Annotated in this window: 23 protein-coding genes; 20 read left to right on the top strand and 3 right to left on the bottom strand. The window is 69.3% G+C overall.

Annotation, left to right across the window (positions count from 1 at the left end):
- The 4 genes from OZ948_15405 to OZ948_15390 are packed head-to-tail and all read left to right on the top strand — an operon-like array spanning position 1 to position 6,035.
- On the top strand, positions 1-2,751 hold the full coding sequence (locus OZ948_15405; GenBank protein MEB2346115.1) for an ATP-binding protein: 2,751 nt from the start codon (positions 1-3) through the stop codon (positions 2,749-2,751).
- Complete coding sequence (locus tag OZ948_15400) at positions 2,720-4,048, top strand: sigma-54 dependent transcriptional regulator (protein MEB2346114.1); 1,329 nt, start codon at positions 2,720-2,722, stop codon at positions 4,046-4,048. The genes OZ948_15405 and OZ948_15400 overlap by 32 nt, the downstream gene beginning before the upstream one ends.
- Positions 4,045-4,896, top strand: a complete 852-nt coding sequence (locus OZ948_15395) for an outer membrane lipoprotein-sorting protein (protein MEB2346113.1) — start codon at positions 4,045-4,047, stop codon at positions 4,894-4,896. The genes OZ948_15400 and OZ948_15395 overlap by 4 nt, the downstream gene beginning before the upstream one ends.
- Complete coding sequence (locus tag OZ948_15390) at positions 4,893-6,035, top strand: DUF3419 family protein (protein MEB2346112.1); 1,143 nt, start codon at positions 4,893-4,895, stop codon at positions 6,033-6,035. The genes OZ948_15395 and OZ948_15390 overlap by 4 nt, the downstream gene beginning before the upstream one ends.
- A gap of 50 nt (positions 6,036-6,085) precedes the next feature.
- Here OZ948_15390 and OZ948_15385 read toward each other — a convergent pair whose 3' ends face one another.
- Positions 6,086-6,385, bottom strand: a complete 300-nt coding sequence (locus tag OZ948_15385) for a hypothetical protein (protein MEB2346111.1) — start codon at positions 6,383-6,385, stop codon at positions 6,086-6,088.
- 270 nt (positions 6,386-6,655) lie between these two features.
- Here OZ948_15385 and OZ948_15380 point away from each other — a divergent pair, with 270 nt between their 5' ends.
- On the top strand, positions 6,656-7,108 hold the full coding sequence (locus tag OZ948_15380) for a hypothetical protein (GenBank protein ID MEB2346110.1): 453 nt from the start codon (positions 6,656-6,658) through the stop codon (positions 7,106-7,108).
- Positions 7,109-7,310: 202 nt separating this feature from the next.
- Here OZ948_15380 and OZ948_15375 read toward each other — a convergent pair whose 3' ends face one another.
- A complete protein-coding gene (locus OZ948_15375; protein MEB2346109.1) occupies positions 7,311-7,868 on the bottom strand; it encodes a cytochrome c in 558 nt (185 codons plus the stop codon).
- A 305-nt stretch (positions 7,869-8,173) separates the two neighbouring features.
- Between OZ948_15375 and OZ948_15370 the strand changes: the two genes are divergently transcribed.
- Both OZ948_15370 and OZ948_15365 read left to right on the top strand, forming a co-directional pair.
- Positions 8,174-8,548 (top strand): hypothetical protein, encoded by a 375-nt coding sequence (locus tag OZ948_15370; GenBank protein ID MEB2346108.1) that lies wholly within the window; start codon positions 8,174-8,176, stop codon positions 8,546-8,548.
- A gap of 9 nt (positions 8,549-8,557) precedes the next feature.
- The gene (locus OZ948_15365) at positions 8,558-9,160 is read left to right on the top strand and encodes a methyltransferase domain-containing protein (protein MEB2346107.1); all 603 of its coding nucleotides are present in this window, start codon (positions 8,558-8,560) and stop codon (positions 9,158-9,160) included.
- 37 nt (positions 9,161-9,197) lie between these two features.
- On the opposite strand, the gene OZ948_15360 is transcribed toward OZ948_15365, so the two are convergent.
- Entirely contained in the window at positions 9,198-9,524 is a 327-nt protein-coding gene (locus OZ948_15360; GenBank protein MEB2346106.1) for a hypothetical protein, read from the bottom strand.
- Between the two features lie 422 nt (positions 9,525-9,946).
- Here OZ948_15360 and OZ948_15355 point away from each other — a divergent pair, with 422 nt between their 5' ends.
- From OZ948_15355 to OZ948_15295, 13 genes are all read left to right on the top strand, one after another.
- On the top strand, positions 9,947-10,798 hold the full coding sequence (locus OZ948_15355) for an efflux RND transporter periplasmic adaptor subunit (GenBank protein MEB2346105.1): 852 nt from the start codon (positions 9,947-9,949) through the stop codon (positions 10,796-10,798).
- 14 nt (positions 10,799-10,812) lie between these two features.
- On the top strand, positions 10,813-11,970 hold the full coding sequence (devC, locus tag OZ948_15350) for an ABC transporter permease DevC (GenBank protein ID MEB2346104.1): 1,158 nt from the start codon (positions 10,813-10,815) through the stop codon (positions 11,968-11,970).
- Positions 11,967-13,352, top strand: coding sequence for an ATP-binding cassette domain-containing protein (locus OZ948_15345; GenBank protein MEB2346103.1), 1,386 nt, complete (start codon positions 11,967-11,969; stop codon positions 13,350-13,352). The genes devC and OZ948_15345 overlap by 4 nt, the downstream gene beginning before the upstream one ends.
- Before the next feature lie 395 nt (positions 13,353-13,747).
- On the top strand, positions 13,748-14,476 hold the full coding sequence (locus tag OZ948_15340; protein ID MEB2346102.1) for a hypothetical protein: 729 nt from the start codon (positions 13,748-13,750) through the stop codon (positions 14,474-14,476).
- 103 nt (positions 14,477-14,579) lie between these two features.
- Positions 14,580-14,912: a hypothetical protein gene (locus OZ948_15335; protein MEB2346101.1), complete on the top strand. Its 333-nt coding sequence runs from the start codon at positions 14,580-14,582 to the stop codon at positions 14,910-14,912.
- 214 nt (positions 14,913-15,126) lie between these two features.
- Positions 15,127-15,492 carry a hypothetical protein gene (locus OZ948_15330; GenBank protein ID MEB2346100.1) on the top strand — a complete coding sequence of 122 codons (366 nt, stop codon included), beginning with the start codon at positions 15,127-15,129 and terminating at the stop codon, positions 15,490-15,492.
- A 94-nt stretch (positions 15,493-15,586) separates the two neighbouring features.
- Positions 15,587-15,982 (top strand): hypothetical protein, encoded by a 396-nt coding sequence (locus tag OZ948_15325; protein ID MEB2346099.1) that lies wholly within the window; start codon positions 15,587-15,589, stop codon positions 15,980-15,982.
- Between the two features lie 192 nt (positions 15,983-16,174).
- The gene (locus OZ948_15320) at positions 16,175-18,115 is read left to right on the top strand and encodes a heavy metal translocating P-type ATPase (GenBank protein ID MEB2346098.1); all 1,941 of its coding nucleotides are present in this window, start codon (positions 16,175-16,177) and stop codon (positions 18,113-18,115) included.
- A gap of 281 nt (positions 18,116-18,396) precedes the next feature.
- Positions 18,397-19,140, top strand: a complete 744-nt coding sequence (locus OZ948_15315; protein MEB2346097.1) for a TIGR00730 family Rossman fold protein — start codon at positions 18,397-18,399, stop codon at positions 19,138-19,140.
- Between the two features lie 617 nt (positions 19,141-19,757).
- Positions 19,758-20,657, top strand: coding sequence for a hypothetical protein (locus OZ948_15310; protein MEB2346096.1), 900 nt, complete (start codon positions 19,758-19,760; stop codon positions 20,655-20,657).
- Between the two features lie 173 nt (positions 20,658-20,830).
- Positions 20,831-21,253, top strand: coding sequence for a cytochrome c (locus OZ948_15305; protein ID MEB2346095.1), 423 nt, complete (start codon positions 20,831-20,833; stop codon positions 21,251-21,253).
- Positions 21,254-21,387: 134 nt separating this feature from the next.
- A complete protein-coding gene (locus OZ948_15300) occupies positions 21,388-21,885 on the top strand; it encodes a hypothetical protein (GenBank protein ID MEB2346094.1) in 498 nt (165 codons plus the stop codon).
- Positions 21,882-23,300 carry a TolC family protein gene (locus tag OZ948_15295; protein ID MEB2346093.1) on the top strand — a complete coding sequence of 473 codons (1,419 nt, stop codon included), beginning with the start codon at positions 21,882-21,884 and terminating at the stop codon, positions 23,298-23,300. Before OZ948_15300 ends, OZ948_15295 begins: the two co-directional genes overlap by 4 nt.

Below are 23,300 nucleotides of genomic sequence, written 5' to 3'. Positions count from 1 at the left end.
ATGCAGTCGTGGGCAACGCTGAGACCCTGGATCGTGGTGGCGGCCGTTACGGTCCCCTGGGTCGTCGTCTGGCCCGCTCCACAGCAGCTCCCGCGTCCGATTCGCAGTCTCGATGCCCCCGTCGATGATGCGCTCCGCGTCCCGTTTGGAGCCGCCTTCCTCGGGACGCTGAACACCGACTTCGAAATCCACGACCGGGTCCTGGATGTCGTGCTCGCTGACGAGCAGCAGACCGTCTTCCCGCGCGATCGGGCGGAGCTCTTGAGTGCCATCGAGCAGAGTCCGAGCCCCTCGGTAACGCTGCGGGTGGCACGCGGTCGAGAGACCGCGGTCGCACACGCGGGTCGAGTGACCTTGCCCGGCTGGCAGGTGATCAGCAGAAACTGGCCTCCGATCTTCCTTGGCGCCGCGTTCCTCGTCTTCGGCCTGACGATCGCACTCGGAAGCCGCCATCCCGTTGCGCTGCCGCTCTTTGCACTCTCCTGGTGCGTGGCTGCCAATCTGCTCGCGCAGCTCGATCTGATCCTCCCTGAGGATCCAGGCCTCCATGGAATTCCGTCGCTGCGGTCGCGGCTCGGCGTAGTGGGTCTCACGCTGCTTCCGGCCTCGTTGATCCACCTCGCCATGCGCTTCCCCGTGGTGGCTCCGCGACTTCGCTCGCCGGGGGTCGTTGCCGTGCCCTACGTCTTCTGGCTCTTCCCGGCCGGCTTTGCGCAGCTTCACCTCCACGAGGCCACTTTCCTGAACACCCTGGAGAAGATCGCGATCGGCTCCACCTTCGTCGCGGCCGCGATCCTGGCAATCGGAAGCCTGACCGCGATCCGGACGATGACGCCGATCGAGCGGGCGCGAACGCGGGCGCTGCTCTTCGGGCTTGGACTCGGTAGCGCTGTTCCCCTCGTCTATTTCCTCTGGGGCGGGCAGCCTCCGCTCGCGCTGCGGAAGCCGTTCGCGCTCTCCGTGCTTGCGTTTCCGGCCGCCATCTCCTGGGCTGTGGTCCGCTACGGCCTGCTCGATCCGCCGGTGTGGATCCGGCGCGCCTTCCTGACCGGGCTGTCGGCGGTCATCGCGCTCCTGTGCGCGAGCGGGCTGGTGTCGTTGACGTTGTCGTTGCTCGGAGAGCCCGCGGCTGCCGTCTCGACCGAAGTCGTCCCTGTGGCGTTGACGACGACGGCTCTCTACCAGCTGCTCCACTTCGGTCTCCGCCGCGGTGCAGCCGGCAGGATCCTCCGGGAGAGAGCCTTCGAGGAGTTCCTCGAAGAGGCCAGCCGCGAACTCGCGGCGGCCCGGCTCCCCGGGGTCGTGCTCGAGCGGGTCGAGGCGCTGATCGCCGCTCACCTCGGCGCGAGCCGTGTTCGCTGCGTGACCCGGCTGGTGGCCGCGGCCGGCGGGGATCCCCTCGTCCGCGGTGGCCTTCATCTTTGGCTGCGCGAGGGAGCGCCGGCGCAGCGGATCGTCCGTAGGCGCGGGAGGGCAGAAGACCCCGGTCCCGACCTGGCAGAGGTCGTCCTGCCGCTGGTGCCGAAGAGCGCCCCCAAGGCGATCGTCGTCCTGGCATCACGTGCCGATGGGCTCCCCTATGGCGACGAGCACGAGCGAATGCTCGCGAGCCTGCGACACGTGGCGACGACGGCTTTGGAGGCTGCAGCCACAACGGCCGACCTCGAGGCCAAGGTCGCGCAGAAGACGACGTCCCTCGAACGTGCGCTCGCTGATCGACAGGCGGTCCTGCGGTCGGCCCGAGCGATCTGCGAGGCGGAACACCCGCAGGATGTGCTCGCGACCCTGCGCGCGTTCGGCGACGCTCACGGTGTCTCGGTCCAGTGGCAGCTTCCCGGGCCGGGCCGCATCCGGTCCTTGCGGCTGGCCCTCCCTGGTGAGCTGGCCCGCTCGATGGATCTCGAAGGGCTTCTGCCGAACCGCCGCGAGGAGCTGCTGCCGCAGCTCGAGACCCTCGCTGCCTTCGCCGCGCTCGCGCTCGGCCGCCTCGAGCTGCTCGCGGACCTGAAGCGAGAGGTCGAGCGGCAAGCCCAGGAGATCGCGACGATCAACTCGCGCAGGCTGCATGCCGAGTTCGTCCGCGGTGTGGCCCACGAGCTCCGCAAGCCGACCGAAGAAGTGCGCAACCGTGTCGAGAAGCTCGCGGCGTCGCTGCCGGCGGGTCATTCCCAGACCCTCGAACGCATCCGCGCCGCGAGCCGCGAAATGTCGCGCCGGCTCGATCTCCTCCTCTTCCACTCCGGCGTTCGCCTCGATCTCCAGCGCATCGACCTGGTCCGGATCGTCGACGATGCCGTCGAGGCGGCCCGAGCCAGCGGGGCACGTCGAGACTTTCGGATCCAGCACGATCTACCGCGCCTGCCGATGCTCGCGGACCCGAGCCGGCTGCTGTCGGTCCTCGAGAACCTGCTCGACAATGCGGTCAAAGCCACGCAGGAAGGACAGGGGATCGCAGTGCGGACGACGCTCGACAGGGATCGTGGTCACCGCGGCAACTGGATCCAGCTCGAGGTGGTCGACGAAGGACATGGGATCCCGCCGGACCGGCTCGACGAGATCTTCGAGCCCGGGGTCGGCTTCGGGCCGAGCGGGTTCGGGCTTGGGCTCTCACTCTGCCGAGAGATCGTGCACATGCATGGTGGCACCGTCGAAGTCACCTCCCGACCAGGCTCCACCGTCTTCCGCATCCGGCTACCGCAGTTCCGTCCAGGGGAAAGCGATGACAGCAGCGCCCTCGATCCTGCTGGTTGAAGACCACGAAGGCACGCGCTCCCTGCTCACAGGCGAGCTCGAGTCCTCGGGCTACCGGGTGATCTGCACCCGGGACGGCCGAGAAGCGCTGGAGGCCCTGCGCCGCAGTCCCGTGGACCTGATCCTGAGCGACTACCGCATGCACCCGATGGACGGACTGGCGCTGTTGCGCGCCGTCCGCAAGACGCTCGAGGTGCCGTTCGTCCTCTACAGCGCGGGCGCCGACGCCCAGGCGGTGTTCGCAGCGGGGCGAGCGGGCGCCGTGCGCTTCCTCGAGTTCCCCTTCCGCGTCGCGGACCAGCTCCTCCCCACGATCGCCGAAAGCTTGAGGACCGGCGGCGGGCGGGAACGTGGCGAGCAGCGCATCGGCGCCGAGCGGCTGATCGGCTCGTCGGCGGGCATGCGCCGCGTGAAGGCCGCGATCCGCCGCCTCGCCCCGAGCACCACGACCATCCTGATCCACGGCGAGACCGGGACGGGGAAGGAGCTGGTGGCGCAAGCGATCCATGAGGAAAGCGGTCGAGGTCCGTTCGTCTCGGTGTCGGTTCCGGAGCTCTCAGAGGGAGTGCTGGAGAGCGAGCTGTTCGGCCATACTCGGGGCTCGTTCACCGGTGCGGTTGCGGCCCGCCAGGGCCTCTTCGAAGGCGCGGGGGGTGGGACCCTCTTCCTCGATGAGATCGGCGATACCCCGCTGCCGGTCCAGGTGAAGCTCCTGCGCGCGCTCGAGACTCGAGAGATCCGGCCCGTCGGCGGAACGTCCTCACGGCGGGTGGACGTGCGGATCGTGGCCGCGACCAATCGGGACTTGGCTGAGATGTCGCGCCGGGGTGCGTTCCGCGAGGACCTCTTCTACCGGCTTCGCGGCGCCACGATCCATCTCCCGCCCCTGCGTGCGCGGATCGGCGACATCGACATGATTGCTCACGCGCTGGTGGCAGAGATTGCCGAGGCCGCGAGGGTGCCGGCGCCGAAGCTGGATCCCGGCTTCCTCCTGGCACTCACCCGCTGCCCATGGAAGGGCAACGTTCGCGAGCTGCGAGCGGTGCTGGAGAACGTGATCCTCTGGCGAGATGGCGACGGGCCGGTGGAGCGGATGCACCTCGTCGAGGCGCTCGTCGCCATGAACCCGGACCTGAGCCCTGAAGACCAGCTCCTCGCGCAGAACATGCTGGACGTCTACCGCAGGCACGGTTGGAATCAGGAGGCAGCACGGCGCGAGCTTGGAATGACGCGCGGGGAGTGGCGGAGCCGGGCTGCCCGGCTCGGTCTGGACGCGCTCAAGCGGCGGCGACGGTGAGGTTCCTGGCCGCACTCATCATCGGGGCCCTCGCGCTGGCGCGCACGGGCCTCGGCGCTCCCGAGGAGATCGAAGACGTTACCGAGCCGTCTGCTTTCGAGATCGTGCAGACAGCCTTCGACCGTATGTTCAACTACCCGTCGGTGCGGAGCGTCACGCTTCGCATTCACCGCGCCGGCGACCGGGTCACCTACCGGTCCTTCGACGTCGTCTACAAGAAGGTCGACGGGCGTGGTAGAACGCTCCTCCGCTTCACGGAGCCCGAGTATCTCCGCGGCAGCGCACTCCTGATCATCGAGGAGGGGGATGGCCGCAACGACACCTGGATCTACCAGCGGGACCTCCAGCGCCCGCGCCGGGTCCTCGCCAGCCACAAGGGCGACTCCTTCTATGGGAGTGACCTCTCCTTCGAGGATCTCGAGCACCACGACTGGAGGCGCTACCAGTTGCGGCGCCTTCCGGATACGGTCGAGCAAGACGCGCCGGCCTATGTCGTCGAAGCTCGGACGCCTCCAGACTCTCAATACTCGAAGGCAGTCGCGATCGTCGAGCGCGAGCGCTTGGCCCTCCTGCGCCTCGATCTCTTTGGCGCAAGCTCCAGCGAGCCCATCAAGTCGCTCGTGCTGGCACGAGACCGCATCGAGAAGGAGGCGAATGGGAACTTGAAGCCGGCCAGCATGTGGGTTCACCAACACGGCCGCGAGGCCTCGACAGAGGTCGTGTTCGACCGCATCGAGGATGACCCCAAGATCGCCGACAGCGTCTTCGCAACCATGCGGCTCATGAAGTCAGGCGAAGACCTCTACAAGCTTGTCGAGCGGATGCGCGAGGAGCCTGGCGAACCGTGATCGACGCCTACCGGCGGCGCCCGCTCTACAGCGCCGACAACGAGGACACACGGTCCGAGCTGACCGCGCTCGAGATCGACGCCGACGACACGGTCATCGCAATCGCCGCAGGTGGTGGCCGTGCCCTGAGCCTGCTGACGGCGGGCCCCAAGCGCCTCATCGCCGTGGACCGGCGCCCGGATCAGCTCTTCGCCCTCGAACTGAAGGCCGCCGCGATGGAGATCTTCGACCTGGCAGGGTTCCAGGGCTTCCTTGGCATCGGCGATGAACCCGATCGCCTCGATCGCTACTGGGCGATCCGCCAGTCCCTTTCCAGGAGCGCTCGAAACTACTGGGACAACAGGCGTCGGCTCGTGGAGTCGGGGCCGTTCTTCGCAGGGCGCACGGAAACTGCACTGATCCGATTCATGCGCAGGCTCAGGGCCCTTGGTCTCATGCGCTGGGCAGAGCCGTTCTTCCAGGCGACCACATTGGATGCGCAGCAGGCGCTGCTAGAGGCGCACCGTGCAAGCGTCGATCGAGGCCTCTTCTGGTGGAAGCTGTTCTCCCACCCTCTAGTCATCTATCCCATCGCGCAGGATCCGAGCTTCCTTCGCTCGACCGAAGCCAGCGTTGGTACCTATGTTGCTCACCGGCTGATCGACTATGCCAGTTCCAACCTGGTGAGAGATAGCTACTTGCTGCGGCTTGCCTACGACGGCGGACTGACCGCACGGAGCCCGCTTCCCCTATATCTGACGCCCAGCGGATTCGACCTTGCTCGGAAACACCTCGATCAGCTCGAGATCCAAGGTGTCGATCTGCGAGACCTCGCTGCCCGGCTCCGACCTGCGGGTCGCATGAAGTGGTCGCTATCCGATGTGAGCTGCTGGATGTCGGAGGCACGATTCCACGACCTCCTGAGACTCACCGTCGGATGCGGACCGCCGGGCTCCCGCTATTGCTTCCGAAACTTTGCCGCGCGGCGAGAGCTGCCCCGCGACCTCGAAGACAGGGTCTGCCGGTTGCAGGCGATCGCCGAGCAACTGAACCGAACCGACTCCTCGGTGATCTATCGGTTCGAGGTTGGGGTCAGCCGGTTGGCTACTTGCCACGACGCGTCTGGAAGGCGGCAAGAGGATGCTGAGGCGTGGGTCTAGATACCGGACATCGAGTCAGGACAGCTCGCGCCGATGGTACCGATGCGCGATCACGTCGCGCGGGATGCACTCCCGCTCGCCTTGGCGTCCGCCACGTAGACGCGCTCGAGTCGCATCCCCTCGCTCCAGCGCATCGGTGTTCGGAAGATCACGCGATACTCGCGCCGCAGCATGATCTGCGAGCCATCGGGAAGGTGGATGCGATGTCTCACGGCGACAGGGCCCACGGCTTCCTCGACGGCCCTGGCTGCGATGGCCTCCGGTGCCGCGATCAGCATCCAGATTGCGGCGATCCATCCCAGCGGTCGTCGCCGCCAGGTCGCACCGTCGTAGCCGGCTTCCTCGCTCATGCTGGCGGGTTACGCAAGCGCCGTGCCGACGAAGGAGGGTCGCACGATGCTCCTCGCGCTCGTGCCGACGAATCGCCCTGATCAGTGACCGGTCACCAGTGACTCTTCAATGGGCATTCCATGGCGCAGCCGGCGTGCCGTCCGGCAGCCTCGATCGCGTGTGTCCGGCCTGTGCGCTGAGAGCGCTTCCGGAGCCGTTTCGTCTCCTTCCGGACAATCTGGGGGTGAGCTCCGACGCGCAGGCACGCCTCCTCTCCGGGTGGCAGCGGCTTGTCGGGAACCTTGCAGCGTCGACCGGGTGTCACCGAACGCGAGACCGTGCGTATTCCGGTGCGAGAAACGCCGCTCTTCCCGCATCGCGGGGAAGGGTGGCGCTCCGAAGGAGACTTCATGCGCTTTGCTCATCGTTTGTTCTCGATGGCGCTGGTCGGCGCCGTCGCGTCCGGGCTGCCCCTCGTCGCCTCGGCGGCATGGAACGCCGAAGACAGCGGTCCGCACCGGGAGCACCGGGTGGATGCCACCCCGATCGGAAACGACTCGGCGGAGCCGCGATCGATGGCACCCAAGCCCGGCGTGGCCATGCAGCGGCCGATCGCTCCCGCACCGGCGGAGCCCCCGTCGGGCACCCGATCCCTCGCCCCCAAGAGCGGGGTGGCCTTCACGAGACCGATCGGGCAGCCGGGTAGCGCCTCCGCTTCGGAAGCGCCGCTGGCTTCGGACTGAGCCTGGGCCTGATCGCCGCGCGCGGCCACGCATGCTAGTGCGGAGACCGCGCGCGGCGATCGCCGGGTCGGGCGCCGGAGTGGGCTGCTCGCCGCGCGGGGACAACAGTGACCCCTGAAACTCGCGGTGCTCGGACGGAGGTGTATCCACGGTCGTCTCATACATCGAATGCGCGCTCGCAGCCCGCGGCGCGGGCTTCCAGTCAGCGATGCTCATGCCCTCCTCCTGCCTTGCCATCGCTAGTGCGCGAGCCGGTCCGTTGCCGACGCAGATCGGCGTAGTCCTCGGCGGACAGGTGCGGCAGCGCCGTCACGAAGGCGACCAGATCCCACAGTTGCTCGTCGTCGTGAGTGGGGCCGAACGCCGGCATGCCCGTCATCTTGATGCCGTGGTCGATGATCCAGTAGAGCTCTGCCGCCTCCCAGCTTTGCTCGCTGGTATGCAGCTCCGGCGGTCGCGGGTTCAGACCGGCGCCGACGACGCCGCGTTCGATCCCGGGTGCGCCGTGACATCCGACACACATGTCGTCGTACCCCACGAACCCGGAGTGAATACGCCGCGGATCGCTGAGGCCGTTCGGAACCACGATCCCATCCGCGCGCCGCTCGACGGCCTGCTCCATCGCCGTCGAGAGCAGCCAACGGACGGCCGCGGAATGCGGTTCGGTGGCCGCGACGTCGTAGAGGCCAAGGAACAAGGCAGCCGCACCGGCGGTCATGGCGACCGAGAGCAGCAGTAGGGCCGCGGCTATGGATCGCATTCAAATCTCCCTCACCCGATTCTCCATCTCCCTACGGAGCGAAGGTTCCCGAAGTGACATCGGGAGCACCAGCTGAGGCCATCGCTCGTGAGCAGGACGCATCCCGCTCGACGCAAAGTCTGGGGCCTCGAGTACAGGGAGATCGCCTCTGCGCGGGGCGAGTCGGTGGATGCGGTGAAGGCCGCTATCGCCTGACGCCCTATGCTCTCCTCGTCGCACGCGTCGGCTTCGGCCACGAGTCGCCCGACGGTCGGGTCAACGATCGGAGTCCGGATCCAGGCCTGGGCTCCGGAGGGAGGGGAGAAGTGATCGGCCGGCTCTGGGCCTCGGCGGTGGGGGACTACGCCGCCGGCTGTCTTACGGCGGTGCTCGTCGCGGCGGTGGTTCATGCAATCGTCGATCCGAGCTGGGACCTCGTCCTCGCGATGGGCGTTGGCGCTGCGCTGGGAATTGCAGTCCACCTCATCGTCCTCGTCGCCCTCGGCTCGCTGGTCGGCCTCTTCCACGTGATGGTGCCGGGGAGCCTCGTCGGCATGTACGGCGGGATGCTCTTCGGCATGCGCGACTCGATGCAGGCGGCTTCGTGGCCGCAAGTCATCTGGGTCGCCCTGGTGGTGGGCGTCGCGGTCGTGGCGTCGTGCCAGGTGTACGACCGGGCACTCCGCTCGGGCAGTGGCTAGCGTTCCCGGGTGCCCTCTCTCCTTGCGCGGAAGTGGGATCGCGCGAGCCGCGTCTACGATCGGCAGACGCGCGCCGACGACTACCGCTTCGGCGCCGCCAAGCGGCGGCTCTTTGCCCGCATGGAGGGCCGCTGCCTGATGCTCGCCACCGGCACGGGCGGCGACTTCCACCACTTTCCCCCGGGTCTCGATGTCGTGGCGATCGACATCAGCGCGGGAATGCTGGAACGCGCCCGACTGCGTGCGGCGGCGTATCCGGGCCGCCTGGCCCTGGCGCGAATGGATGCCCGGCGTCTTGCGTTCCCCGACGCAACCTTCGACACCGTCGTCACGGTCTGCACGTTCTGCTCGGTCCCGGAGCCCGTGCTCGGGCTGCGCGAGCTTCGGCGCGTGGTCTCTCCCAGCGGCCGCATCCTCCTCTTCGAGCATGTCCGCAGCCGGTGGACCCCCATCGCGGTCATGCAGGACCTGCTGACCCCGATCACCCGCCGCTTCGGGCCCGACATGAACCGCGACACGGCGACGAATGTCACACGCGCCGGCTTCCGCATCATTCGTGAGGAGAACGTCTACCTCGACGTTGTGCGGGCGTGGGAGGCCGAGCCCGCCTGAACGGCGGGCCGTGGCCTTACTGGGCGCGCGGCGGCGATCAGGGGCTGTGCTGGTGGGCGCCCTGGTCTGGTGTCGGGCCGCCTCGCATGCCTCCCGGCATCCCGCCCTCGGGCATGGGCATCGGCATCTCACCCATCGCGTCCACCATCGGAGGATGCGCGTGGTCGAAGCCGCCCTGCCCGTAGTAGCGGAACCAGAAGTAGCCGGTGCAGAGGGGTCCTAGGATTCCGGTGGTGACCAGCAGAACGCCCGCGAGCCGCATCAGGCCGGCTCGTTCCTTCGCGGCCCGCTCGAGCAGTACGAGCCCGAGAGCCAGCAGCGCCATTTCCAGCAGAAAAGCGATGTCGCCCAGGAACTGAGCCAATGGTCGCCTCCGTGCGTCGCTGGGCCGTCTACTCCCTCGACCTTCGTGGATACGGAGCCTCGTTGCATCCGGGGACATGCGGACCGGGCTTCGTCTCTGGATGCCTGCCATGCGGTCACCATTCCGCCCGGAGAGGCGTATACCGATGCGAGCCTGCCGAGCTCCGCCGGAGCTCGCCGTGGCAAGGCGGAGCACCTGCAGGAGCAGGCGTCTCCGCCATCTGCCGAGACCAGACGTGGCGATCCAGGTTGCGCTCGTTGCGACGGGGCTGATCGGTGTCCACTGCTTCGTGCGACACCGCTAGCGGTGTGCGCGGAGCGGGGTAGGGTGGCGTAGCGGATCCCGGCGCCGGCGCTCAGGTGACGAGCGCCGGGCCGCGTTCCGGTGGGAGGTCGATGAGACGCCCGACGAGAAGTCTCGCGGTGGCCGTCGTCGTCCTCGTGCTCGGCGGCGCGGCTCTGTTCTGGTGGCTCGAGCTGCGCGCAATCTCGATCGGCGCGCTGGAGGGTGTCGCCTCCGCGCCCCCGCGCCCGCCGGGCCCGGTGGCGCTCGTACCGGAGACGCTCGCCGAGGTGGCGGCGCTCGGACGCCTCGAGCCGCGGCGCGGCGTCGTGCGCGTGGCGGGCCCTCCGCGCCCCGCGGTGGTGATCGAGGATCTCCGCGTCGAGGAGGGCGACCGCGTCGAGCGCGGACAGGTGCTCGCTACGCTGGCCGGCATCGGCGTCGAGCGCGCGGAAGCAGCGCGCTTGCGCGCCGAGTTGCGGAGCGCCGAGCGCGAGGTCGAGCGCCAGCAACCGCTGCGCCGGCGGGGTGTCGTCGCGGAATCCACCCTGGAGGACGTGGTTCTCGCGCGCGACGTGGCGCGCGCCGCGCTCGCGCGCGCGGAGGCGGAGCTCGAGCTCCTGACGGTGCGCGCGCCCCTCGCGGGCCGGGTGCTCGAGGTCCACGCGCGACCCGGTGAGCGCGTCGGGCCGGACGGCATCCTCGAGCTCGGCGACACGGACGCGATGTACGCCGTCGCCGAGGTCTACGAGACCGACATCGGTCGTGTGGAGGTCGGGCAGCCGGCGCGCATCCGCAGCCCGGCGCTCCCGCACGAGCTCGCGGGAGCGGTCGAGCGCGTCGGGCTCAAGATCGGCAAGAAGGACGTCCTCAGCACCGATCCGGTCGCGGATGCAGACGCGCGCGTGGTGGAGGTCGAGGTCCGCCTGCTCGAGCCGGAGCTCGCTTCCGCGCTCACCAACCTGCGCGTCGAGGTCCTGATCGGGCCCTGACCCGGGAGCACGGCATGGCACGCAGGGTCCCTCTCGCCTGGCTGCAGCTCTCGCAGGACACGCTGCGGCTCGCCGTTGCACTCGCGGGCGTCGGCTTCGCCGTGATCCTGGTCTCCATGCAGCTCGGCTTCCAGCGCGCGATGTACGAGAGCGCCGTCCGCTACCACGAGCGCTTCCGATACGACCTGGTGCTCGTAAGCCCGAAGACGCCCTTCATCGGGTTTCCCGAGAGCTTCACGCGCAGGCGGCTCTACCAGGCCCTGGGCGATCGCGAGGTCGACGCCGTGACGCCCATCTACTTGTCGCAGGCCTTCTGGAAGAACCCCTGGACGTTCGCAGCTCGCAACGTCTTCGTCGTCGGCTTCGACCCCGCCCACGACGTGCTCGCGCTGCCCGCCGTCGAGCGGCGCCTCGCGGCGCTCGCGCAGCCAGACGTCGCGCTCTTCGACGCCGCCGCGCGCCCCGAGTTCGGCCCGGTGGCAGCGGCCGTGCGCGCGCGGGGCCCGCTCGTAGCGGAGGTGAACGATCGGCGCATCACAGTCGTCGGGCTCTTCGATCTGGGCACGTCGTTCGGGATCGACGGCAGCCTCGTGACGAGCGACCTGAACTTCCTGCGCCTGTTCCCGGATCGCGCGCCCGGCCTCATCGACCTCGGTCTGATTCACCTCCGGAAGGACGCCGATGCGGCGGAGGTGCGCGCGCGGCTCGCCGCGGCGCTCGAGCGCGACGTCGAGATCCTCACACGAGACGAGTACGTCGCGCGCGAGGTGAGCTATTGGGGCTCGACCACGCCGATCGGGTACGTCTTCGGCTTCGGCGCGATCATGGGTCTCGTGGTCGGCGGAGTCGTCGTCTACCAGATCCTCTTCGCGGATGTATCCGAGCACCTCGCGGAGTACGCGACGCTCAAGGCGATGGGCTACACCAACCGCCACCTGGCCGCCGTCGTCCTGCGCGAGGCCTCGCTGCTCGCGGTGCTGGGCTTCGTGCCGGGACTCGGCATCGCGCTCGTCCTCTACGCGGTCACGACCGAGGCGACGCGCCTGCCGCTGCACATGACACCCGGGCGCGCTGCGGGAGTCTTCCTGCTGACGCTGGCGATGTGCGGCGTCTCGGCGCTGATGGCTCTGCGCAAGGTGCGCGCGGCCGACCCGGCGGAGGTCTTCGGATGAGCGAGCCGATCGTCGTCGAGCACCTGGACCACGCCTTCGGAGAGGGGGAGCTGCGCCGGCAGGTGCTCTTCGACGTGAGCGCCAGGATCCGGAAGGGCGAGATCGTGATCCTCACTGGGCCCTCGGGCTCGGGCAAGACCACGCTGCTCACGCTGATCGGCGCGCTGCGCTCGGCGCAGGCCGGGAGCCTGCGCGTGCTGGGGCGCGAGCTGCGCGGTGCCGGCGAGCACGAGCTCGCGTCGGTGCGGAGCCGGATCGGCTACGTCTTCCAGGCGCACAACCTGCTCGAGTCGCTCTCGGCGCTCCAGAACGTACGGATGTCGCTCGAGCTCGACCGTGCGCTCGGCGACGCGGAGCTCGCGGGCCGCGCCCGGGAGGCGCTCGACGCGGTGGGGCTCGCGGACCGGGCCGATGCCCATCCGAGCCGCCTCTCCGGCGGACAGCGCCAGCGCGTCGCGATCGCCCGCGCGCTGGCCCGGCGGCCCGAGATCGTGCTCGCCGACGAGCCCACCGCGTCGCTCGACCGCGCCACGGGCCGCGGAGTGGTGGAGCTGCTCCAGACGCTCGCACGACGCGACGGCGTCACCGTGGTCCTCGTCACGCACGACAGCCGCATCCTGGATGTGGCCGATCGCATCCTGGCGCTCGAGGACGGTCGGCTGTCGTCGCTGATGGGCGCCGTCACCAACGACACCCAGCGCGGGCTCCGGCTCCTCGTGCGCGAGATCCGCAACGGAGATCTCGTGCGCCGTCTGGCGGCGCTCCCGGCGACCGCGTTCGGCGATCTTCTTGCCGAGATCACGGGGGAAACGCGCGCGCTGCTCGACGTCGTCGACCTGGTGCAGAGCGACGCATTCGAGGGCCTGCTCGAGCAAGTGGTCGAGGCCTTCTCGACCCGGATCGCAGCGCTGCTCGACGCCGACGCCGCGACCCTGCGGTTCCGCGAGCCCGGCGGCCCCGCCGCGGCGGTGGGCCGCCCGCCCCTCGCTCCGCTCGATCGCGGCATCGCGGGCGCTGCCGCCGGAAGTGGGGAGGCGGTGCGCGTGGGCGCAATCGAGCACGACGCGCGCTTCGATGCCTCCGTGGACCTCCCCGGCCGGCCGGCCTCGGGAGCGCTCCTCGCGCTCCCGCTCGCGGACTCGCGGGCGGAGGTCTTCGCGGTGGTGGAAGTCTTCCGAGCCGCAGGCCGCGCCTTCGATGCCGACGACGAGCGCCGCCTGCACGACGCCGCAGCGCCGGTCGCGCTGCTGCTCGAGAGCTGGTGGCGCATGAGCTGCAGCTGTCGCGCGGCGGGGTTCGGGCGCACCTGCGCCTGCTGCGGACGGCCGTGGCACCTGCCGCTGGAGGCGCCGGGAACCGTTGAGGGGCCGGCCAGTGGATGAGGGCCGGCACTTGCAGGTCCGCAAGGAAGATCCGCGAGCCATGACCTTCTAGAACGCGGTCACCTTCTGGTGCGCGGTCGCGTATGCCCTGATGACAGGGACCTCATGCGACATCCGGACGCCGGACGAGTCGGCCGCTACGCGAGACACGCGCTTGAGGCGCAGGGTACGCGGTCCTGGCGTGTTCGTCGTGGAGCGTTCCGCATGCCGACGAGAGCGGGGTGCTCTGGTCGCGGCGCGGTCATTGCGGCTCCATCCCGTCCCTCGACATGTCGAGCGCATCGCAGCCTCCGCGACTTGTGGCGATCTCCTGCGCTCGGGGCGCCGGTGGTGCGCCTGGAGCAGGCCGGGTCGCGGGCCCCGACGCACTCGCGACAGCGCGGTGGGAATCGAGCATGATCGGAGATGAAGGCGATCCTCGTAAATCGTTGCGAGCCAGCGAGGCAGTTCGCGAGGGAGTGCGCCTCGGCATCCGCGACGCCCTTGCCCGCGACGTCGATCGGACCAGCGGCCGCACCATCCGACGGCTGGCCGTCGCGGGCGCCCTGGGTCTCATCTCCGCCTCGATGGCCGTTGCGTTGTTCGCGCGCGGTTCGGACGATCGGGCGCAACCGCTCCAGCTGGCCCTCTGCGCCGCTGCGTGGTCCGGCGTTCTCGTGGTGGCGTATGCCTTCATCCTGTTGCGAGTGGGTTCACGCCGGTGGCCGGTCGCGCAGGCGTCCGCTGTAGCGCTCCTGGGACTCGCCGTGGCATCCGCGGTCGGGATCGCCTGCCCCCATCCCCAGATGCTGGATTGGTGGATCGGAAGCCCGGTCGGTTCGTTTGCCGAAGGGCGCTTGGGGTTCGAGGCCAGCACCCTCTGCCTGGGCCTGTGCTTCGCGATCATCGCGGGTGCAGGGGCGTCGCTCGTCGCCTCGCTAGCGAGCTGGGCTGTCCCGGGCGTGCTGCTCTCCTCCGCGCTGCTCTTCGTGCTGGTGTGGCCGGCCGTGGCCGTCCAGTCGCTGGGCTCCTCGTGGACCACGCTGATCTCTTGGACCACGGGTTTTGCGGTGGGCTGCTGGGTCGGGGTGGGGGCCGCCCGAGGCGTCCGGCGCGGACTCCAGATCCTTCATCGGGCGTGGTGAACGTCGTTCTGCCGGCCCCTGTCACCACGAGAGGACCGTGTGCGTATTCCGGTACAGGAAGCCGCGTGCCGGTCGGAAACCGCCGGAGGGCGCGGTCAAGGAGGTGTCGATGCGCTTCATTCGGCGACTCTCATTGGCCCTGATCGCATCCGCGGTGTTGTGGCCGCCGCTCGTCGCGTCGGCCGCATGGAGATTCGAGGAGAACGGCCCCTACCGGGTCGACAAGGACAGGGAGGTCGCGATCACGCCGAAGGACACCCGATCATTGGCGCCGAAGGCAGGGGTGGCGATGCCGTGGCCCGTGGCGCCCCGGGTCGCCGAGCCGCCCGTCGGAACTCGATCGTTGGCGCCCAAGGCGTGGGTGGCGATGCCGTGGCAGGTGCCCGCCCCTGGTGCGGTCGAGCCGTCGCGCGAGAGGCAGATCACTTCGGACTGAGGCCTCTGCGCGTCTCTCCTCGCAGGTCCTCACCTTGGTGAAGGCCGAGCAAGCACTCCGCTCGTCCTGACCGACAGCGTGGGCTTCCCGCCCCACGCGACCACGTCGAGCACGCAGTCGCGGTGGCTTGTCACCGTGATCGACCCGCGCCGTATTCCCATGAAGCGATGCTGCGTGGTGCAGCGTTGTGCATGCTCGTCCAAAGGAGATCACCGTGAAGAACTTCTCGATCGTGTCCTGGATCGTGGCCGGGACACTGCTGCTCGCGATGCCGCTGCTCGCGGCTGCTCAGGGAATGCACCACGGCACGGGAGGCCTCGAGGAGGTCCTTGCTGCTTCGGCGGACACCCCGGCCGAGCACCAGGCGCTCGCCGACCACTACAAGGCCAAGGCCGAGGAGGCGCGCAACGCTGCGAAGGTCCACCGATCGATGGCCGAACACTACTCCGGGACGCTCAAGCCCACCGTCGCCGACGTGCAGAAGAAGCACTGCAGCGACCTGGCGGCGACGAACGACCAGCAGGCGAAGATCTACGACGAGATGGCGAAAGCCCACGCGGACGCGGCAGCCCAGCAGTGAGAGTGCGGCGAGGCCGCTCGCAGGCGGCCTCGCCCCTCGTACGCCCCCGCGAGATCGTGTGCCGTCGGTTCCTGCCGAGACGAAAGGAGCGCGGGTGGTCAGCAACGAGTTCGTGATGGAATGCTACGCCCGGTCCACTCGGATCGCGCTACTCCTATCGGGCGCCATCCTGGTAGCGCTCCCGCTCGCGGTGTCGGCGCAGACCCGGTACGAGGACGAGGCAGCTCTCGAACGGGCGCTCGTCGAATCGGCCGACGAGCCCGCCGAGCACGAGGCTCTCGCCGAGCACTTCCGGGCGAAGGCGTCGGCGGCCAGACAGAAGGCCGATGGACACCGATGGATGTCGGAGCACTACTCGGGGTCGCTCGAGCCCGCGATCGCGGCGCAGCAGAAGAGGCACTGCACGCAGCTCGCGCGTCTCTACGACACGCAGGCGAAGCTCTTCGAAGAGCTCGCCCAGGCGCATCAATCCGCGGCTGCCACGCCGTAGCAGCGCGCATTCTCGGCAGTCATCTCACCCCCATACGCCGGTCGCGCTGGGAGGGCGAGCCTCGCGCGCACGAACCGTCCTCGGCAGGAGGTCTCGTCGATGAGCCGCCATCACCACCACGACCGCGCGGGGTCGAGCCGCCATGGCAGTGGGCACGGGGGCCACGACCGGCACGAGGGCCACAGTCCGGCGATGTTCCGCGACAAGTTCTGGCTCTCGCTCCTCCTGACCCTTCCGGTCGTCTTCTGGTCCCGGCACATCGAAGAGCTCTTGGGCTACCGGGCGCCGTCCTTTCCTGGCTCGGCATCGATTCCGCCCGTTCTCGGCACGGCCGTCTTCTTCTACGGCGGATGGGTCTTCCTCCAGGGGGCGTGGCGGGAGCTCCGCGACCGCCTGCCGGGGATGATGACCCTCATCTCGCTGGCGATCTCGGTCGCCTTCGTCTTCTCGTGGGTGGTGGAGGCGGGCCTGATCGAGGCCAACGCGCTCTGGTGGGAGCTAGCGACCCTGGTGACGATCATGCTCCTCGGCCACTGGATCGAGATGCGCTCGATCTCGCAGGCCCAGGGTGCGCTCCAGGAGCTCGCGCGACTGCTCCCGGACACGGCGACCCGCATCACCGAGGGAGGGGAGGAGACGGTGGCCGTGGACGCGTTGCGCATGGGCGACGTGGTGCTCGTGCGTCCGGGAGAGAGCGTGCCCGTGGACGGACTGGTCCGGAGCGGAACGAGCGAGGTCAGCGAAGCCATCATCACCGGCGAGTCCCGCCCGGTCGAGAAGAGCGAAGGAGACGAGGTCATCGCCGGGACGATCAACGGCGCAGGCTCCTTGCGCGTGGAGGTGACGTGCACCGGGGACGAGACCAAGCTGTCGGGGATCATGCGCCTCGTGGCCGATGCGCAGCAGTCCAAGTCGAGAGCTCAGCATCTCGCAGATCGCGCGGCGCAGCTCCTGACGGTCGCAGCCATCGTATCGGGGCTCGCCACCCTGGGTGGATGGCAGCTTCTCGGTGCAGCGATCGACTTCTCGATCGTGCGCACGGTGACAGTGCTCGTGATCGCCTGTCCCCATGCACTGGGCCTGGCCGTGCCCCTGGTCGTGGCCATCTCGACGACCCTCGGCGCCCGAGGTGGTCTGCTGGTGCGGGACCGGCGGGGTCTCGAGGAGGCCCGGCACCTCGACACCGTGATCTTCGACAAGACGGGGACGCTCACCCTGGGCGAGTTCCGAGTGGTCGACATGGCGGTAGCGGACGGGGTCTCCGAAGAGGAGGCGCTGCGCATCGCCGCGGGCGTGGAGTCAGAGTCCGAACATCCCATCGCTCGCGGCATCGTGACGACGGCCGAGGAGCGTGGAATCGAGACCCCGGCCGCCAGCGGGTTCCGTGCCCTCACCGGGAAGGGCGTCGCAGCGACGGTGGCGGGCGTCGAGTACCACATGGGTGGTCCCGCGCTCCTTCGCGAGGAAGAGGCCAAGCTCTCTGCCAGGCTCCAGGAGGCGGCACAAGCAGCAGCGCGGCGCGGACAGGCTGCCATCCACCTGCTCCGAGATGGCGAAGCTCTCGCCGTGTTCGCCGTTGCCGATGCCATACGGGAGGAGAGCCGCGCCGCCATCCAGGCGCTCCACGACCGCGGGATCGAGGTCGCCATGCTCACCGGCGACGCCCGGGCCGTGGCGGACGCGGTCGCGGAGGAGCTCGGCATCGACACGGTCTTCGCCGAGGTGCTGCCCGAGAACAAGGCGTCGAAGGTGCGAGAGCTCCAGGGTCGCGGGAAGCGCGTGGCCATGGTGGGCGACGGCGTGAACGACGCCCCCGCGCTCGCCACCGCCGACATCGGGATCGCGATCGGCGCAGGGACCGACGTCGCCGTCGAGGCGGGGCACATCGTGCTCGTCCGCTCGGATCCTCGTGACATTCCGAGGATCATCAGCCTCTCCAGAGCCACGTACCGGAAGATGGTGCAGAACCTGTGGTGGGCAGCCGGATACAACGTCTTCGCCATCCCGCTGGCGGCAGGAGTGCTGTCCCCTTGGGGCATTCTTCTCAGTCCGGCCGTGGGCGCCGTCCTCATGTCTGCCAGCACCGTGATCGTCGCGATCAACGCGCAGCTCCTGAAGCGGGCGGACATATGAGCTTCTGCCGCGTCGCGAGTCACGCATTCCAATCTGAGCCGTAGGACTCAGGAAGGAAGCGCGAGCTGCGTCTCGACTGACCAGACGGAAGCGTCGGCAGGATCGCCGCCGGCGAGCACGGCTGGCCGACTTTCGCTCACGGGACGTAGGGCCCGCCTGCATGCGATCTCGTGGAGGGTCTTCGACGATCTCGTGGAGCGCTTCGGGAAGCTTCGCGGCGGGCCCTTCCTTCCTTGGACCTCGAGGCGGTCTAAAGCCCGAGACTGGAGGCGGCGTTCTTCATGGCGGAACGAGAGCCGGAGTCGGGCGTTGGCTGTCGCGTCGACGCCGAAGCGCTGGAGAGCATCGGCGGGGCGCCCGACCCGCTGGGAGAGAAGGAGCGCCTCTCGCGCATCCTTCGCGAGCTCGAGGCCGGCTTCGACGCGCTTCGAGACGTCGAGCCCGCAGTGGCCTTCTTCGGCTCTGCGCGCTCGACACCGAAGTCGCCCGAGTACGAGCTGGCTCGTGCCGTCTCGCGCGCGGTGGCCCGCGAGGGCTTCAACGTCATCACGGGCGGCGGGCCAGGCGTGATGGAGGCGGCCAACCGAGGCTGCCGCGAGGGCGGCGGGCTCTCGGTGGGCCTCAACATCGCGCTGCCGCGCGAGCAGAGTGTGAACCGTTACGTCGAGAGGGCCTGCGCATTCCGGTACTTCTTCGTCCGCAAGCTCATGTTCGTGCGCTACTCGTGCGCTTTCCTCGTCTTTCCCGGCGGCTTCGGCACGCTCGACGAGACCTTCGAGGCGCTGACGCTCGTCCAGACCCACAAGATCCCCCACTTCCCGGTCCTGCTCTTCGGTGGCGACTTCTGGAAGGGCGTCATCGCGCAGCTAGACGAAATGGTGCGGAGCGCCCTCGTCACTCCAGAGGAGCGCCAGCACGTGCGGCTCGTATCGAAGGTGGACGAGGCCGTCGCGATCCTGAGACGCTGCCACGAAGGACTCTGCGCCGACCTGCACAAGCCTCCTCTGCAGCGCCGAGCTGGCTGATGAGCGCGAAGGAGACAGGCGTGCGAAGGCGTTCCGTCTCGAGAGTCCTTCGATTCTGGTCGCGGGCCCGTGCTGCAATCGAACAGCGCTCCCGGTCTCCGGACGAGGTGGACAAGCACCCCGGCGGCGACTGGCTTCGGGAAGCCGAGGCGCTCGTCGGCCTGGGCCGCCTCGACTGGGGCTACGCAGATCTGTATCTACGGAACGCCGAGCGGGCGCTCCGCCACGTGTTGACCGAGGAGGATTTCCGCGCCCTCGAGTCGCGACACAACGCGGTTCCACGGATGGTCGAGGACGCGCGACGGGCCGTGCAGCGGGGCGCCTGGCAGGAGGCTGAGCAGCTGGCCGAGGATGCGCTTCGGTCGCAGCGAGCGTTGCAGGGCGAGGGACGCCTTCTCGCTGCGGGAGCGGCCGTCTACGGAGCGCGGTCGCTCTCCCCCGAGCCCGCGGCGCTCGCGGTTGCCGGAGCCGTTTCCTTCTCGGTCTCGGGCCTTCGCTCCTGCGTCCGCGAGCTTACGAGCTTGCTTCGCGGGCTCGCGCAGAGTGACGGTGGATCGCGATCGTTCTACGAGAGGAGGGCGCAGCACTTCGAGCGGCTGGAGTTCGATGCGGAGGAAGTGGCGACGGCAGGGTCGGATCCCGCCGAGCTCCGCGAGGCCGCCCTGACCGCGGCCGACGCGGGCAACCTCCAGGAGATGATCCGCCTCGCCCGGCGAGCCGGCATGACGGGCCGGGACTCCTCCGGTCGGGCCCGCGCGCCTCGCCCGAGCTCGGGCTGGGTCGAGTTCCTCGGCTACGCCTTCCCGCCGGATGCCGTGGGCCGAGCCGCGAAGCTCGGCCTCGAGTCCGTCGCTGTGCCCGTGCGCCCCGAGCTGAACGCCTACCTGAGCTGCGCGTGCGCCGACCGCCCGACGCTGCCGGCCGCGCCGCTCGACGCCGGCCACCGCGAGCCCGAGCAATGCACCTGCGGGCATGCCTGCCCGCCGGGCGTATCCAGCAGCCTGAAGAGCAGTCTCGACGCCCTGATGGTGCACCCGTTCGTGACGTCCGGTGGGACACGTTACCTGCCGTGGTTCGGCGCGGAGACCGTGCTCGTGGAGACCTTCCGCGAGGAAGACAGCGAGCCGGTGACGGGGCTCCTCGAGAAGCTCGGGATCCCGCGGCGGAGGGGGCTTCCCCGACTTCGGATCGAGGACGCGCTGCTGCGGCACGGGAGGGCGCTGTGCGAGGAGCTCGGCGTCGACCCAGCCGATTACCGCCTGGTGTGCATACCCTTCGACGTGTATATGAGGATCGCCGGGGACTTCGGCTGGGGGCGAAGGGAGCAGTGGACGCACTTCGACGGCTATCAGGTGACCCGCGAGCTCCACCTCCAGGCGCTGGTCGGAGGCGACGTACGCTTCGGGGGCGCGGACGACCTGTGCGGCGTGGCACGCCACTACGACTCGGATCGGATCACCGCTCGCTTCGCCCTGGTGCGGCGGAAGCGCTTCGAGGCGCGCGAGCAGCAGCCGTGAAGAGAGGGGAAGTGGGAGCTGGCGCCGTCCCCGCTCGGACCGCCGTGCTGGAGCCAGACATGATGAGACGCCGGCGCCCGAGGCGGCGGAGAGCACGGCGAGCACGGGCTCGCCCGCGGCGCGCAGGTCGTGGGACGCGGATCGCGCTGATGCTCGGAGGAGTCGCGACTGCCTTGACCGCGCTCTACGCCCTGAACGTGGGTGGGCCTGGGCCGGCTACGGACGAGTTGGATCCGCGCGAGCGCGAGGCCGCGGAACGCGGCTCTGCGCTGTACCTCACTCACTGCGCCGAGTGCCACGGCAGTCGTCTGGAAGGGCAGCCCCACTGGAAGCACCGCAGACCCGACGGCACCTACCCGGCGCCGCCGCACGATGAAACGGGACACACCTGGCACCATCCGGACTGGCAGCTCCGGTCGATCATCAGGGAGGGAGGGCAGGCGCGAGCCACCGCGGGCTTCCGCAGCGGCATGCCCGCGTTCGGTGACAAGCTGAACGACGAGGAGATCGATGCGGTGCTGGCCTTCATCAAGAGCTACTGGCCCCCGGAGATCCGTCGGCGCCAGGAGGAGGCGAACCGAGGCCGGCACCCCTGAACTCATCGTCTTCTCCGGGATCGTTCGGGATCGGAGGCGGTCCGCGGTCACTTCCGCGCGCGCGGCCCGTATGAAGCGAGGGAGGCGCTTGCCGAGGCCCGGGTGCCTCCAGGGCCGCCGTTCGGGGAGGCGACATGAGAGAACTGCGAACCTTCTTCGCCGCGCCGATCACGAGCGCTGCTGCTCTTGCAATCATGCTCGCGTGGCCTTCCCCGTCCTCCCCACAGGACGAATCGCAGTGGGACCAGGCGAAGATGACCAGCCTGGCGGCCGATCTGCACGCGACGGTGAAGGATCTGCGCCAGGAGGTCGGGAGCGTGAGGCCGCACATCGCCTCGCTCGCAGCTTGGAGCCAATATCGCCTGCGCGACGATCTGCGCCTCATTGCCAGCGAGGCCGCCTACCTCCACCAGACTCTCGCCTCCGGCGCGACCCGGGACGAGACCCGGCCGGCCTTCGCGCGGCTCGCGGGTCTGCGGCGCGACTGTGCCGAAGAAATGCGCAAGCTCTATCTCGGCGAGCCGGTCCTGGAGAAGGTCGAGCGTGCGGGAACCATCGTGCGCGAGATGGCACCCGTCTACGGCTTCGATCCGGATCAGGACGAGCACCGGTGGATCCTGGAGCGGCAATGAGCTCGCTGGCGGCCGTGCCGACCGGAGCTCGCCTCGATCGTGACCAGCTGCAATCGCTTCCGCCGACGGGTCCGCGGAGACCCCTTCTTTCACGCAGGGCGACGCCTACGCTGGTCTGCGCACTCGGAATCCTGCACGTCGCCGCCGCGCCAGTGGGAGCCCAGCCGCGGTCGAGCCAGCCGGGTGCCGTGACGGAAGCCGATCTCCTCGCGCGTCCGTCGCTCGAGGTCGTCGTGCAGTATGCGATCGAGCACAACCCGCGCATTCGTGCGGTTCGCTTCGAATGGGAGGGAGCGAAGGAGCGGATCACGTCGCAGAGCTGGTACGAGAACCCCATGGTCATGTACATGCCGGACACGGGGGCCATGGCCGAGACCCGCGCCGGCCCGCAGATGCAGGGCGTCGAGGTGTCACAGGCCATCCCGTTCCCGGGGAAGCTCACGTTGCGCGGGCGGGTCGAGCAGGCACGAGCCGAGGCGACGTACCAGGTCCACGGGGCGACGATCCAGGAGATCTCGCGTCAGGTCCGCGCGCGCTATGCGGACTACTACCTCGCGGGACGAGCGCTCGTCATCAACGACGAGACCACCGCCCTGACGCGCCAGTTCGCCGACGTTGCGCAGGCGAAGTACCGGGTGGGGACCGCGGCCCAGCAGGACGTAATCCTCGCGCAGGAGCAGCTGAGCCGCCTCACGGCGGAGCGGGTGGTGGCCGAGGGAGACTTCGAGACCGCTATCGGAGCCCTGAACGCGCTGCTCGACCGCCCGCCGCGAGCTCCGCTGGGGCCTCCGGCGGATCTGGAGGCAGAGCCTCTCGCCGTTTCGCTCGAACGCCTGGTCGAGGTCGCAGGCCAGGAACGGCCGGAGCTGCGGGCCCAGGATCGCATCGTCGACGCGAGCCAGCACTCCCGACGGCTGGCGCGGATGGGCTACCTGCCCGACCTGACGATCGGGGCCCAGTGGATCGAGGTGCGGGGCGGAACGAACCCGACCTTCCCGGACGACGGCGACGACATCTGGGCCGTCAAGCTCGGGTTCTCGATCCCGCTGTGGCTGAACCGGATCGGCGCCGAGGTCGACGAGGCGGAGTTTCGCGTGCGGCGCGAGGAATCGCGCCGGCGAGACCTCACGAACCAAGTCGTCGACCAGGTGCAGCGGCACTACGAGCGCGTGCGGGTCGCCGCTCGCAGCGAGGAGATCTACCGGGCGACACTGATCCCGCAGACCACGGAGCGCATCGCGGCGGCGCGCGCCGGCTACCAGACGGGGGAGGTGGACTTCCTCACCCTGATCGACAGCCTCCGGTCCCTCGAGGACGTGCGTCTCCTGCGGGATCGTGCCGTGCGCGACTACCAGCGAGCCGTGGCGGACCTCGAGCGCGCTGTCGGACGACCCCTCTCGAGTCTCACGCCCTAG

This window comes from Deltaproteobacteria bacterium (genome assembly GCA_035063765.1).
GTDB lineage: Bacteria > Myxococcota_A > UBA9160 > UBA9160 > PR03 > CAADGG01.
The sequence above is the reverse complement of the archived record's forward strand: the minus strand, read 5'-3'. Positions and strand labels throughout refer to the sequence as shown.